Genomic DNA, 13,066 nt, shown 5'->3' on the forward strand with positions numbered 1-13,066 from the left:
TATGCAACGCCGTATTTTTAGTTAGGGCTATGGCGGTTCTCAGTGACGTATAAGAACCCCACCCCCAACCCCCTAAGCGCAAGCGAGGAGCTTGCTCTGATATACCTCATATCAAATCCGATTGATTGCACATGGTATATGTAGGGGCACGGCATCCAAAATTTTTTCTTCTAATGACAATTTTACTCGTGCCGTGCCCCTACGACAATTTTCCTTAACTGAACTGTATTGCCCTATGTAGGGTGCGTGACGCTTCGATAAATATTGTACGCAGCTTACTTGACTTGTGGCGTCACGCACCATTCTTTAAATGTGACACGCAAGTAAGTCCTGGGTATCATCGGAACAAGGAATGTCTCGTTCCAAACAAGGAATGTCTCGTTCCAAACAAGGAATGTCTCGTTCCAAACAAGGAATGTCTCGTTCCAAACAAGGAATGTCTCGTTCCAAACAAGGAATGTCTCGTTCCAAACAAGGAATGTCTCGTTCCGAACAAGGAATGTCTCGTTCCAAACAAAGAATGTCGAGTTCCAAACAAGGAATGTCGAGTTCCAAACAAGAACTGTCGCGTTCCAAACAAGGAATGTCTCGTTCCGAAGGCGCATTTATGACTTTTGCAAGCCGTCTATAATGTTCACCCTGCGTTATTTTGGGTGAAAAATACAGCACAAGCGCTGTACGCTGGGAATTATTACCCCTCTGGTGCGAAAGTAAGCAATATTTGCAGTTTGCGCCAAATAATTAGTATGACCAAGGCATTCCTAAAGATCGCAAAGTGCTTGAAGACTGCCAGAAGCTGGCTGTTGAAGATGGCAAGCTCGTTTATCAACCATTTTACAGCACCATCGACACCTTACATCGAGAAAAATACTACCCATATCAATACTGGTTATATTTTGCCTTCTTTAGCAGGTCCAGTCCTGCTTTTGGGTGGGGGTGGACCTGATGTGGAAGAGGCGATCCAGTGGATGATCAACGAGGTGAGAGGATGTAATAACTGCGACACCAAGGTTGATGTCGTAGTTATTCGCTCTTATGGTAGCCATGATTATAATCGGCTAATTTATGATATGAGAGGTGTAAGATCTGTTGAAACTCTAATCATTAGCAATAGAGATGATGCTAACAGAACAGATATTTTTGATAAAGTAAGACAAGCTGATGTAATTTTCTTTGCCGGCGGCGACCAATGTGAATACATCCGCAAGTGGCATAATACTAAATTAGAATTTGCTGTTAAGTCAGTTTATGCTAGACGCGGTGGTATTGGTGGTACTAGTGCAGGTGCGATGATCCAAAGTGAATATGTCTACGATGCTTGTGCTTGCATAGATAGCGTTGAAAGCAAAGATGCACTCGCAGATCCATACCAGAATCTGACCTTTACTTACAACTTTTTTCAATGGCACAATTTAAGGGGAAGTGTTGTAGATACCCATTTTGACAGCCGTAAAAGAATGGGTCGAATCATGGCTTTTATAGCGCGTCAAATTCAGGATGGTGTCTGTGAAAGTGCTTTAGGAATAGCTATTAGCGAAGAGACATCTGTTGTGGTGGATAAATACGGTTTAGCGAAAGTTATGGGGAGGGGTGCAGCATATTTTGTCCTCGCTGACCATTTACCAGAAGAATGTAAACCGCGAACTCCCCTCACTTTCCACGACTACAAAATTTGGCGCGTTCCCCGTGGTGATACTTTCGACTTGAAAAATAGACCGACAAGGGGATATTATCTGCGGAGTGTCAAGCGGGGAAGAATTGACTCCGATCCTTATTGAGGATACTGAGTCGCGAATAGGGATAACACCCATTTGATCGCCTATGTGAGGACGACAAGGCCTAGGGGCGCAAGGCCTTGCGCCCCTACAGAAAATGTGGTAATTGTATGAAAACGGCGATCGCGCCTAGACCAAAGTCGCTTGTTTGCGTAAACTGTGAATAGTGGCGATCGCATGTTTGGCGACGATATCAATCTCCTCTTGGGTATTGAAGCGTCCAATGCCAAACCGCACGGATGCATAAGCTAGTTGTTCACAATGTCCCAATGCTGTGAGAACATAAGAAGGGGCGGTGTTGGCTGAGGAGCAAGCTGAACCGGATGATATTGCCATGACTGGCTGTAATCCTAAAGAAAGGGCGGCGCCGTCTACTCCTTCAATGCTGATATTCAGGTTTCCGGCGATTCTTTGGCTGGGATGTCCGTTGAGATGTACTCCTGTCAATTGGGAAAGTTGTTTCCACAATCTTTGTCTAAGTTCTGTCAGGCGTTGGTTTTCCGTTGCTTGTTCAGCCAAGGCGATTTCTACGGCTTTACCTAAACCGACAATTTGCGGTGTATATAATGTTCCCGAACGCATTCCCCGTTCATGTCCTCCGCCATGCAGTTGGGGAGCCAGTTGAACTCTGGGGTTGCGTCTGCGGACGTACAATGCACCGATGCCTTTTGGTCCGTAGACTTTATGTGCTGTGAGCGACATTATATCAATATTTAGCGCTTCCACATCTAAGGGAATTTTACCAATGGCTTGGGCTGCGTCTGTGTGAAAAATTATATTGCGTTGGCGACACATTTCCCCAATTTCTGCTAATGGTTGCAATACGCCGATTTCGTTATTTCCAGCCATCACCGACACCAAAATTGTGTCAGGACGGAAGGCTTTTTCTAACTCGGTTAAATCAATTAATCCATCTTTTTGCACTGGGAGGATGGTAATTCCGAAACCGAGAGTTTGTAAATATTTACAAGGGTCGAGAACGGCTTTATGTTCAGTCGCCACTGTTATAATATGTTGACCCTTTTGAAAATAAGCCTCAGCGACACCTTTGATAGCTAAATTATTCGCTTCTGTGGCGCCACTGGTGAAGACAATTTCTTCTGGTGTGGCGTTGATGGCGTCTGCTAAAATTTCCCTGGTTTGTTTGATAGCAGCTTCTGCTTCCCAGCCGTAAATATGACTAATACTGGCTGGATTGCCAAATTTTTCGGTAAAATAAGGTAACATTGCTGCCAATACCCGTTCATCAACGGGGGTGGTAGCGTGACAATCGAGGTAGATAGGACGAATGGACATAATTAACTGAATGCTTGACCTAATTTTTTTAAGATTTTTAGCACCTGATACAACTCATTTTCTCTTTTCAACAAAGTAAATTCATCAGACAAAGCATACTTGAATGTATTTAATTTAGCTAGTTTCAAAAACAGAAAATGGCTTCCATTAGTTACTAATCCAAATACAGGTTTTTCTTCATGGGGATTTCCCAGCATATAAGTCAGTGCTTGGGGTATGGCTTCTAAGACAGAAAAGCTAGCCCTTTTTGATTCTATTACAAGTAACCACAATTGCTGCTGAATGACTAAAACATCAATTCTCCCTCGAATAATTTTTCCTTCATCCTCCGCCGAAATTTCTATTGACTGCTCATTTTTAATCAAAAAAGGTTCGTCATAAAATCCAGCCAGATTGAGTAAAGGAGATAATACCACCATTTTCACAACTTCTTCCAACAAAGGAGGATGTTTCACCAATCTGAGGAAATGAGTTTTAACTCTGTCTAACTCTTGCTTTTCTAAATCTGTGATTTCTGGTAAACCTGTAAACCACTCTGTAAAAAACGCCTCAGATTCAGTCTGGTGCAGACCAAATCTTTCTTCTAAATAAGCAATGCCTACATTTTGCGCTTGGATGACTTGAACCATATTAATATTAACTCAATAGTTGACCTAATTTTTTTAAGATTTTTAACACCTGATATAATTGATTTTCTGGTGAGGAAATTTAATTTTTTCTTGTTCCATGACCTCTAATTCTTAATTGGCTGCTCGAATGGGCTAGTCACATTCTACTTAATTATTTACTCCCTGATAATTCTCGCAGTTTAGTTAACACTTGTTGAGCATGACCTTTGGCTTTGACATTCGGCCAAGTATAGGCAATTATTCTATCAGGAGAAATCAGGAAAGTTGACCGCGCCACACCCATATATTCTTTTCCCATAAACTTTTTCAATCGCCAAGCGCCATAAGCCTGTGTTAGTAGATGTTCTGGGTCACTGAGGAGGGTGATGGATAAGTTATGTTTGCTGATAAATTTGCAATGAGTTTTACCCGAATCTGGACTTACGCCTAAAATTTTCGCTCCTAGTTGGCTGAAGTCTGGATACAACTCGGTAAAATCTTTGGCTTCTGTGGTGCAGCCAGGGGTGTCATCTTTGGGGTAGAAATAAAGTATAACCCATTGAGCGGTGAAATCAGCGAGACTGACTGGGTTTTCATTTTGGTTTGGGGTAGAGAAATCTGGTGCTGGTTCTCCAGGTTGGGGAATGTTGGTCATGATCTGTGTAGGATGTCCTGATGCTGTCTAAGCTAACCTTTCATTGTAGCCGATATGAGCAGTCACCGCACGCCAGATGTACAGCAGAAATCTTTAGCTATTTTAAAGTAAAAAAAACCCAACTCAAACTCACCGACAAGTGAGGAGTTGGGTTAATCTAACTTTGGGGGTGAGCTTTGCCCAATAAGAAGCCAATACGCCTCTTGGCAAATAACAGGTTTACCAATATCGTGCTGACATCATCACTATTTCTTGACTACTAGAGTACTAGCTATGATGTCGTGGAGCGCTTGCTTTTTCTCGCTAAATGCAGCCATAATATAGCCAATCGCAAAAATCAAACTGGAAATAAACTTAGAAAAATGCCTTCCCGTAGCTCTACCAAAAGAGATTTTGTTCCCCTCAGTGACAATAATTCCCAATGCTTGTTTACCAAGAGTAGCCTGTTGATCTGAACTTTCTAGCAATGCAAAGTAAAGCCAAGCAATTACAATTCCCAAAACAAAGGCAATACCTTCAACACCTTCAGCAGTTCCTAGAGCAGTAGCATACAAGAAACCAAAGACGAAGCCAACAACGGAGCCTAAAATGTATAAAATAATCACGTCAAGCAAGTATGCTACAAATCTCGTCAACCGGCGTACTGTGGTTGCATGGTTCACTCCTAACGTTTTTTAACTACTAAACAACCAGTGATTTGATCGTGCAGAGTTTGTGCTTTACTCGTAAAACCTGCCATGATGTAGCCCACCCCCAAAGTTAAATATGATGAAATATATTTGCTAATATGCCTTGCAAAAGCCACACCAAAAGAGATTTTATTGCCCTTGAGGTCGGTAACAATAATACCCAAAGCTATTTTGTCAAGCGTTCCCTGTTGGGAAGAAGACTCCATTACTGAGCTGTAAATGGCAAACCAAAACCGCCACCCCCTAGCTGACGTATGACTCGATAGCGCCCTTGTAGTAGAAGTTCGGAGCCGCAACTGAGACAAAATAATTCATCATCACGATTTTGCGGTTTTGAGCAGTCGGGTTTAATGCACAGACTCATTGCATCAGCCGGTAACGGTTTTATCTGCCATTTTACCGTTATCGATGTGTTTAACAAGAGTAATTTTTATACAAACATTGCGGCTGTATTAATACGGTGCGTTACGCTGTCGCGGTAACACACCCTTAGCTCGACTTTATCCAAAATTAAGAACTTGGTTCTCCTTATAGGGCAAAAATCCTGGCTTTTTGGCAAAAACTTTTTCCATGTCACTGATTCACGGTGAAATTGAAAAACTCAAACTATCGCCCTATATAGCTTTCAGCGTTAGTGATCGCCTTCATGGAAAATGGATAAAGTCGAGCTAAGACTGCCGGTTTAATCTATATTAAGAATCTAAATTCTTGACTTATGTTAAAAGAATATTGACACTCCCCTGGCTAAATCATACGATGAACCGCTCAAAACTAGTTGCTATAATCACCGGTGCGATTTCTATTATTTTAGCGATCGCCTACCTGATCATCGTTCAAGTACTCGACTACCGAGACATGAAACCCGCTCCCATCAGTCAATCGGTACAAACAGAGGTCGTTGTAGCCGTGAGAGTCCCAAAATTGGGAATTGGGAGTTAGGAGTAAAATGATTCCTTCTTTACGAGTTTATTTATTATTGATATTCGGAATAGCGATCGCCCCGATTTTATCGCTATTTTTCGGTATTCCCTGGAGTATTGCGATCGCCTTACTATTTGATGTTGTAGTTTTGGGCTTGATGGTTGTGGATGGTTTGCGGGTACGGCGCTACCGGGTGCAAATTATCCGCGAATTACCGCCGCGCTTGTCTATTGGTCAAGATAATCCGGTGCTGCTCATGGTAACATCGGCAAAGGCTAATGCTGTGATTCAAATCCGCGATTATTACCCAACGGGATTTGCTGTGTCTGTACCCACACTCAGCGCGAATCTTCCCATCAACAGCACTCAGGAATTGAAGTATAGTGTCAAACCAACACAGCGGGGAGAGTTTCCTTGGGGGAATATTCAAGTCCGACAGTTAGGACTTTGGGGATTAGCTTGGGATGATTGGCAGATTTCCCAAAGTCTGCGCGTGAAGGTTTATCCTGATTTATTGGGGTTGCGATCGCTCTCAATTCGGCTGACACTACAATCATCGGGAGCAATTCGCCAATCTCGCCAAATGGGTATTGGGACTGAGTTTGCAGAACTGCGGAACTATCGCACTGGTGATGATTTGCGATTTATTGATTGGAAAGCTACCGCCCGGCGTGTGGGGACGTATAGTAATACACCGCCACTGGTAAGGGTTTTAGAACCAGAACAGGAGCAAACCTTGCTGATTTTGCTCGATCGCGGACGGTTGATGACATCGAAAGTCCAGGGTTTGCAGCGATTTGACTGGGGTTTGAATGCGACCTTATCCTTAGCTTTGGCGGGATTACATCGAGGCGATCGCGTCGGTGTGGGTGTATTTGACCGCCAAATGCATACGTGGATTCCCCCAGAACGCGGTCAACATCACCTAAGTCAGCTAATTGATCGCCTGACTCCGATTCAACCAGTATTGCTAGAATCTGACTATTTAGGGGCTGTCACCAGTTTAGTGCAGCGCCAAACTCGTCGGGCACTAGTAGTATTAATTACCGATATAGTTGATGTCACCGCCTCCGCTGAACTCCTCGCCGCACTGTCGCGATTAGCACCTCGTTATCTACCGTTTTCGGTGACTCTGCGCGATCCTCAAGTTGATCATTTAGCACACACTTTTAACGAAGATGTGACAGTCGCTTATACTCGTGCGGTAGCTTTAGATTTATTAGCACAAAGACAAATCGCCTTTGCTAAATTGAAACAAAAAGGTGTATTGATACTCGATGCGCCAGCGAATCAAATTACCGATCAATTAGTTGAACGTTATTTGCAACTCAAAGCGCGGAATCAACTTTGAAGGGGATTGGGGATTGGGGATTGGGGATTGGGGATTGGGGATTGGGGATTGGGGATTGGGGATTGGGGATTGGGGATTGGGGATTGGGGATTGGGGATTGGGGATTGGGGATTGGGGATTGGGGATTGGGGATTGGGGATTGGGGATTGGGGATTGGGGATTGGGGATTGGGGATTGGGGATTGGGGATTGGGGATTGGGGATTGGGGATTGGGGAGAAATGACCAATGACAAATGACCAATGACCAATGACCAATGACAAATGACAAATGACAAATGACCAATGACAAATGACAAATGACAAATGACAAATGACGACCCTAGCTAGTATGATTTATTTGCGCCGACCTATTCGCCAAATATTGATACATTTGCCAACGCGCATCTACTTCCGCTTGGGCTTGTTCTAGCAGTTGTTTTGCAACTTCTGGCTTACTCTTGGTCAACATTTTGAAGCGATTTTCTTGATACATTGATTTTTCTACCGATTGGTGAGGCGATCGCATATCTAATTGCAATGGATTCTTACCCTGTTTCTGCAACTCAGGATTATACCGATACAGCAACCACCTTCCTGATTCTATCAGAGATTTTTGGTGATTCATGCCTGTGGTCATATTGATGCCGTGGGCGATGCAATGGCTATAGGCAATAATCAGTGATGGACCGTCGAAAGCTTCTGCTTCCAAAAATGCTTTCAAAGTCTGTTCGTCTTTCGCGCCAATAGCTACACTGGCTACGTAAACATTTCCGTAGGTCATGGCGATTAAACCTAAGTCTTTCTTGGGCGCAGGCTTACCACTGGCGGCAAATTTCGCTACCGCTGCTCTTGGCGTAGCTTTGGATGATTGTCCGCCCGTGTTAGAATATACTTCTGTATCCATCACCAAGATGTTGACATTGCGACCACTGGCTAAGACATGATCAATACCGCCAAAGTCAATATCATACGCCCAACCATCACCGCCGACAATCCAGACGCTTTTTTTGACGAGATAATCGGCTAAGGATTTGAGATTTTGGATTTGGGATTTGAGATTGGGGTTTAGTTCTGAAGTTGAGATTTGATCTAGTTTTTGTTTCAAAATCTTTACCCGTTCCCGCTGTTCCCAAATTTCCGTCTCGTTATTTTGCGTAGCATTAATAATCGATTCGACAAGCTTCTCTTCAACTTCCCCACTCAACTTTTGCAACAATTCTACTGCAAATTGCGCTTGTTTATCTAGAGACAAGCGATAGCCAAAACCGAATTCGGCGTTATCTTCAAATAAACTATTAGACCAAGCAGGTCCACGTCCCTCAGCGTTGGTTGTCCAAGGGGTTGTGGGTAAATTTCCGCCGTAGATGGAAGAACAACCCGTAGCATTAGCAATAACAGCGCGATCGCCAAACAGTTGTGTTAATAATTTTAGATAAGGCGTTTCTCCACAACCAGCACAAGCACCAGAAAATTCAAATAAAGGTTCTTGGAGTTGTTGTTGGCGAATTTGGTGCAATTTTAACTGTCTTCTGTCAGGATTTGGTAAACTCAAAAAGAAATCCCAATTTTTCCGTTCTTGCTCCCGCAAAGGTAGCTGCTGCGCCATGTTAATGGCTTTGCGTAATGGTTCTGATTTATTTTTCGCCGGACAGACATTTACACAAATGGCGCATCCTGTACAGTCTTCAGCTGCTACCTGAATCGTAAATTTTTGGTTTGCAAAGTCCTTATCTTTGGCGTCAATTGACTTAAAGGTGTCTGGCGCATTTACCAACTTACTTGCTTCATAAGCCTTGGCGCGAATGGCGCTGTGGGGACAAACCATCACACACTTACTACATTGAACGCAAACTTCCGCATCCCACACAGGAATCTCTTCAGCAACGTTGCGTTTTTCCCACTTAGTTGTTCCACTGGGAAAGGTACCATCAGGAGGGAGAGAACTTACAGGTAAATCATCACCTTCCCAAGTCATGATTTTACCTAAAACTTCCCGCACAAATTCCGGCGCACTTATAGAAACGGGACTGTGGATAATCTCTCCATATTCCCATTTTTTCCCCATATCCCCATCTTTTACCTTCACCTCATGCAAATTTTCCAGGGTGTTGTCTACCGCTTGTAAATTCATGCGAACAACTTCGGCGCCTTTTTTACCGTAGGTCTTTTCAATCGCTTGTTTAATTTTGGTAATGGCTTCTTTTTCTGGTAAGACCCCCGCCAAAGCAAAGAAACACACCTGCATAATGGTGTTAATGCGTCCCCCCATGCCACTTTCGCGGGCTACTTTGGTAGCATTGATGATGTACAACTTGAGCTTTTTGTCAATAATTTGCTGTTGCACTTTGCTGGGTAAATGTTCCCAAACAGTATCAATATCATAAGGACTGTTAACTAAGATAGTCGCCCCAGGTACAGCGGCTTTCAAAATATCTATCCGTTCGAGAAAACCCCAGTGATGACAACCGATAAAATTAGCTTTGTCGATCAAGTAAGTTGACCGAATTGGCTCTGTACCGAAACGCAGGTGAGAAACGGTCATCGAACCAGATTTTTTGGAGTCGTAGACAAAGTAGCCTTGGGCGTAGTTGTCGGTTTCTTCGCCAATAATTTTGATAGAGTTTTTATTAGCACCCACAGTCCCATCAGCACCTAAGCCGTAAAACATCGCCCGCACAACGTTATCAGGTTCAGTAGAGAAATTGGGGTCAAAGTTTAAGGATGTGTGGGTAACATCGTCATTAATCCCGATAGTAAAATGATTTTTCGGCTGTTTTGCGGCAAGATTATCAAATATCCCCTTCACCATCGCTGGGGTAAATTCCTTGGAAGAAAGACCATACCGCCCACCGATAATAGATTTTAGATTTGGAATTTGGGATTTGGGATTGGCTTCATGAACCGCAGCTACCACATCCAAATACAAGGGTTCCCCGGCGCTACCTGGTTCTTTGGTGCGGTCGAGGACGGCGATCGCCTGTACACTATGAGGTAATACTGCCACAAATCGTGCCACGTCAAAGGGGCGATATAACCGCACCTTCACCACACCGACTTTTTCCCCACTGTTGTTGAGGTAATCTACGGTTTCATGGACGGTTTCACACCCAGAACCCATAATCACAATTACCCGCTCCGCATCGGCGGCGCCGTGGTATTCATAGATTTGGTAATATCTACCTGTGCGTTCTCCAAATTCATCCATCACCCGCTGGACTATGGACGGTGTAGCTTGGTAGTAAGGGTTTGCGCCTTCGCGGGACTGGAAGAAAACATCCGGGTTTTGGGCTGTACCGCGTAAAACTGGATGGTCCGGAGTCAGGGCGCGCGCGCGGTGAGCTAAAATTAAATCATCGTTGATGAGCGATCGCAAGTCATCATCTGACAACAACTTGACTTTTTGCACTTCATGTGATGTGCGGAAGCCGTCAAAGAAATGCATAAACGAAACTCGCGTCTCTAGGGCTACTGCATAGGCGATGAGGGCAAAATCCAGGTTTTCCTGCACCGAAGCCGAACACAGCAAACCAAAGCCAGTAGCACGGGCTGCCATCACGTCGCTATGATCACCAAAAATTGATAAAGCGTGCGTAGCTAAAGAACGCGCAGCGACGTAAATAACAGTACTGGTAAGTTCCCCAGCAATTTTGTAGAGATTGGGAATCATCAGTAATAATCCCTGGGAAGCTGTAAAAGTAGTACTCAGGGAACCCGTTTGTAAAGCCCCATGTACCGCACCAGCCGCGCCGCCCTCACTCTGCATTTGCACTACACTGGGAACAGTACCCCAGAGATTCGGACGACCATCAGCCGCCCAAGCATCAGCCCATTCACCCATCGTTGAAGAGGGGGTGATAGGATAAATAGCAATTACCTCATTTAACTTGTAAGCAACAAGGGCTACAGCCTCATTTCCGTCAATAGTGGCATAGGTCTTGGTCATGATTTTTTCCTGTCTCACATTTTAGCAATTGCTGGGGTTTCTAAACTGGATGAAGAGAAGAATTAGAAATAGCCGTAATGAGTAATGAGTAATGAGTTATGAGTAAGGAGTAAGGAGTAATGAGTAATGAGTAATGAGTAATGAGTAAGGAGTAATGAGTAATGAGTGGATTATTTTTTATTTTTATTTCAACTTGTTGATTGAAGTTGTTAATATCTTAATAATTCTTTTATTACTTATTATTCATTACTTATTACTCATTACTCCTTACTTAAAGTTTGACTCTCAATAAATACTTCATAATGAGTGGATTATTTTTTATTTTTATTTCAACTTATTGATTGAAGTTGTTAATATCTTAATAATTCTTTCATTACTCATTACTCATTACTCATCACTCATTACTCATTACTCATTACTCATTACTCATTACTCATCACTCATTACTCATTACTCATTACTCATTACTCATTACTCATTACTCATCACTCATTACTCATCACTCATTACTCATTACTCATTACTCATTACTCATTACTCAAAATTTGACTCTCAATAAATACTTCATCAAGTATTATCGCACCTCCCCTATTTGATCTATTAATAGATATTAAGCATGTACTCAAAAACCGTAGCTGATAATTTATCAGGCTTTGGGGAAATTTATATTTTTTGATGGGGTAGAGGTTCGGTCAACGGTTTGTAGTTGTTTGTAGTTGCGCTTCAGCGTATTAAGACTCAAAAATATAGGTCAAAACCTAATTACAAGCACTGAGGGGAAAGAACCCCCTTGCCATACGTAAGTATTTGTGAAAGAATTGATTTTTAGTTTTCGACTGTCAAAAATATCCGAAAACAGCTTCCAGTCAGGTTTTTCAGTTTTAACTCACTGACCATTCTGACTGGTCTTTATTCACCCTTTATATTTACTTTACCGAAAGTTAACCAATTTTTATTGAGTTTTTAATCTAGACAATGTTAACTAAATACTAATTCACTTTTTGCTGCAACATTTGAACCCCCCAATACTCTTTTCATTAGAGGGTCTGGGGGGATTACTTATATATTCCTCTATCTTCCAGATAAGTCCCCATGAAGATTATTCGTCAACCGGAATACATTGCATATTGTTGAGATTGTAGAAATGGGATTGTGTCAGTTTAGGTTGTGTCATTTATATATGTATAAAGTCAGCGTGAAAGTTTTACTCTATTTTTACAGATTCATTAGGGTGTATCTACTGAAAAAGCAGATACTGTTTTGATAGATCAATTTGGAGCGCAGTTGCTAAGATTGGATACTGTGGGTTGTTAGAAACCCAGACAGTATCCAGGCAACAGCGTGCAACTTTTAACTATCTTAAATGCCAAAAATATTATTTCTCTGTACGGGTAATTACTACCGCAGCCGTTTCGCCGAACACCTGTTCAATTGGTTGGCTACTAAACAAGGGTTAGATTGGCTCGCTGATTCACGAGGATTAGCCTTAGAACGGGGTGCAAATAATGTAGGACCAATTTCTCACTATGCCGTTGAGGCTTTAGCAGTGCGCTTAGTGAGTGTACCTGATAACGAACGCTTTCCACAACAAGCGACTGAGAAAGACTTTCAGACAGCAAATCGAATTATTGCACTAGACGAATCGGAACATAGACCGCTAATGAAAGCGCGGTTTCCTGAATGGATGGATGCTATTGATTACTGGTTGGTGCATGATATAGATAAAACCTCGCATCAAGAAGCCTTGGGACAAATTGAGAATCAGATATTGCAACTTATAGCAGAATTAGAGTTATTATCAACCAAATAGACCACACAGTAGGGGCGCAAGGCCTTGCGCCCCTACAGG

Annotated in this window: 14 protein-coding genes; 7 read left to right on the top strand and 7 right to left on the bottom strand. The window is 42.8% G+C overall.

Annotated features, from left to right (window positions below):
- Positions 1 to 352: 352 nt before the first annotated feature.
- Both HEQ19_06160 and HEQ19_06165 read left to right on the top strand, forming a co-directional pair.
- Entirely contained in the window at positions 353 to 631 is a 279-nt protein-coding gene (locus tag HEQ19_06160) for a hypothetical protein (GenBank protein WYL99161.1), read from the top strand.
- A gap of 115 nt (positions 632 to 746) precedes the next feature.
- Positions 747 to 1,778: a Type 1 glutamine amidotransferase-like domain-containing protein gene (locus tag HEQ19_06165; protein ID WYL99162.1), complete on the top strand. Its 1,032-nt coding sequence runs from the start codon at positions 747 to 749 to the stop codon at positions 1,776 to 1,778.
- 126 nt (positions 1,779 to 1,904) lie between these two features.
- Here HEQ19_06165 and HEQ19_06170 read toward each other — a convergent pair whose 3' ends face one another.
- The 6 genes from HEQ19_06170 to HEQ19_06195 form a co-directional block, all read right to left on the bottom strand.
- Positions 1,905 to 3,071: an IscS subfamily cysteine desulfurase gene (locus tag HEQ19_06170; GenBank protein ID WYL99163.1), complete on the bottom strand. Its 1,167-nt coding sequence runs from the start codon at positions 3,069 to 3,071 to the stop codon at positions 1,905 to 1,907.
- Positions 3,072 to 3,073: 2 nt separating this feature from the next.
- Positions 3,074 to 3,700, bottom strand: coding sequence for a type I restriction endonuclease (locus tag HEQ19_06175; protein ID WYL99164.1), 627 nt, complete (start codon positions 3,698 to 3,700; stop codon positions 3,074 to 3,076).
- A gap of 151 nt (positions 3,701 to 3,851) precedes the next feature.
- A complete protein-coding gene (bcp, locus tag HEQ19_06180; GenBank protein WYL99165.1) occupies positions 3,852 to 4,334 on the bottom strand; it encodes a thioredoxin-dependent thiol peroxidase in 483 nt (160 codons plus the stop codon).
- A 245-nt stretch (positions 4,335 to 4,579) separates the two neighbouring features.
- Positions 4,580 to 4,996: an RDD family protein gene (locus tag HEQ19_06185; GenBank protein WYL99166.1), complete on the bottom strand. Its 417-nt coding sequence runs from the start codon at positions 4,994 to 4,996 to the stop codon at positions 4,580 to 4,582.
- A 2-nt stretch (positions 4,997 to 4,998) separates the two neighbouring features.
- Positions 4,999 to 5,229 carry an RDD family protein gene (locus tag HEQ19_06190; protein ID WYL99167.1) on the bottom strand — a complete coding sequence of 77 codons (231 nt, stop codon included), beginning with the start codon at positions 5,227 to 5,229 and terminating at the stop codon, positions 4,999 to 5,001.
- Positions 5,229 to 5,387: a 4-Cys prefix domain-containing protein gene (locus HEQ19_06195; protein ID WZI67229.1), complete on the bottom strand. Its 159-nt coding sequence runs from the start codon at positions 5,385 to 5,387 to the stop codon at positions 5,229 to 5,231. Before HEQ19_06195 ends, HEQ19_06190 begins: the two co-directional genes overlap by 1 nt.
- A 392-nt stretch (positions 5,388 to 5,779) precedes the next feature.
- On the opposite strand from HEQ19_06195, the gene HEQ19_06200 reads away from it, so the two are divergent.
- From HEQ19_06200 to HEQ19_06210, 3 genes are read left to right on the top strand one after another with little or no spacing between them, the layout of a single operon-like run.
- The gene (locus HEQ19_06200; protein ID WYL99168.1) at positions 5,780 to 5,962 is read left to right on the top strand and encodes a hypothetical protein; all 183 of its coding nucleotides are present in this window, start codon (positions 5,780 to 5,782) and stop codon (positions 5,960 to 5,962) included.
- Between the two features lie 7 nt (positions 5,963 to 5,969).
- On the top strand, positions 5,970 to 7,295 hold the full coding sequence (locus HEQ19_06205) for a DUF58 domain-containing protein (protein WYL99169.1): 1,326 nt from the start codon (positions 5,970 to 5,972) through the stop codon (positions 7,293 to 7,295).
- Positions 7,296 to 7,301: 6 nt separating this feature from the next.
- Complete coding sequence (locus HEQ19_06210; GenBank protein ID WYL99170.1) at positions 7,302 to 7,532, top strand: hypothetical protein; 231 nt, start codon at positions 7,302 to 7,304, stop codon at positions 7,530 to 7,532.
- Positions 7,533 to 7,614: 82 nt separating this feature from the next.
- On the opposite strand, the gene nifJ is transcribed toward HEQ19_06210, so the two are convergent.
- Entirely contained in the window at positions 7,615 to 11,217 is a 3,603-nt protein-coding gene (gene nifJ, locus HEQ19_06215) for a pyruvate:ferredoxin (flavodoxin) oxidoreductase (GenBank protein WYL99171.1), read from the bottom strand.
- Between the two features lie 337 nt (positions 11,218 to 11,554).
- Here nifJ and HEQ19_06220 point away from each other — a divergent pair, with 337 nt between their 5' ends.
- Complete coding sequence (locus tag HEQ19_06220) at positions 11,555 to 11,776, top strand: hypothetical protein (protein ID WYL99172.1); 222 nt, start codon at positions 11,555 to 11,557, stop codon at positions 11,774 to 11,776.
- An 804-nt stretch (positions 11,777 to 12,580) separates the two neighbouring features.
- Positions 12,581 to 13,027, top strand: a complete 447-nt coding sequence (locus tag HEQ19_06225) for a low molecular weight phosphatase family protein (protein WYL99173.1) — start codon at positions 12,581 to 12,583, stop codon at positions 13,025 to 13,027.
- Positions 13,028 to 13,066: the final 39 nt, after the last annotated feature.

The sequence above is a fragment of the Gloeotrichia echinulata CP02 genome, from assembly GCA_038087035.1.
Classification (GTDB): Bacteria; Cyanobacteriota; Cyanobacteriia; order Cyanobacteriales; family Nostocaceae; genus Gloeotrichia; species Gloeotrichia echinulata.

What these genes read in the sequence shown, in the direction of transcription:
- HEQ19_06175 (WYL99164.1), bottom strand. Translation starts at nt 3,700, where the DNA reads ATGGTTCAAGTCATCCAAGCGCAAAATGTAGGCATTGCTTATTTAGAA.
- HEQ19_06195 (WZI67229.1), bottom strand. Translation starts at nt 5,387, where the DNA reads ATGAGTCTGTGCATTAAACCCGACTGCTCAAAACCGCAAAATCGTGAT.
- HEQ19_06190 (WYL99167.1), bottom strand. Translation starts at nt 5,229, where the DNA reads ATGGAGTCTTCTTCCCAACAGGGAACGCTTGACAAAATAGCTTTGGGT.
- HEQ19_06205 (WYL99169.1), top strand. Translation starts at nt 5,970, where the DNA reads ATGATTCCTTCTTTACGAGTTTATTTATTATTGATATTCGGAATAGCG.
- HEQ19_06170 (WYL99163.1), bottom strand. Translation starts at nt 3,071, where the DNA reads ATGTCCATTCGTCCTATCTACCTCGATTGTCACGCTACCACCCCCGTT.
- HEQ19_06160 (WYL99161.1), top strand. Translation starts at nt 353, where the DNA reads ATGTCTCGTTCCAAACAAGGAATGTCTCGTTCCAAACAAGGAATGTCT.
- HEQ19_06200 (WYL99168.1), top strand. Translation starts at nt 5,780, where the DNA reads ATGAACCGCTCAAAACTAGTTGCTATAATCACCGGTGCGATTTCTATT.
- nifJ (WYL99171.1), bottom strand. Translation starts at nt 11,217, where the DNA reads ATGACCAAGACCTATGCCACTATTGACGGAAATGAGGCTGTAGCCCTT.
- HEQ19_06165 (WYL99162.1), top strand. Translation starts at nt 747, where the DNA reads ATGACCAAGGCATTCCTAAAGATCGCAAAGTGCTTGAAGACTGCCAGA.
- HEQ19_06225 (WYL99173.1), top strand. Translation starts at nt 12,581, where the DNA reads ATGCCAAAAATATTATTTCTCTGTACGGGTAATTACTACCGCAGCCGT.
- bcp (WYL99165.1), bottom strand. Translation starts at nt 4,334, where the DNA reads ATGACCAACATTCCCCAACCTGGAGAACCAGCACCAGATTTCTCTACC.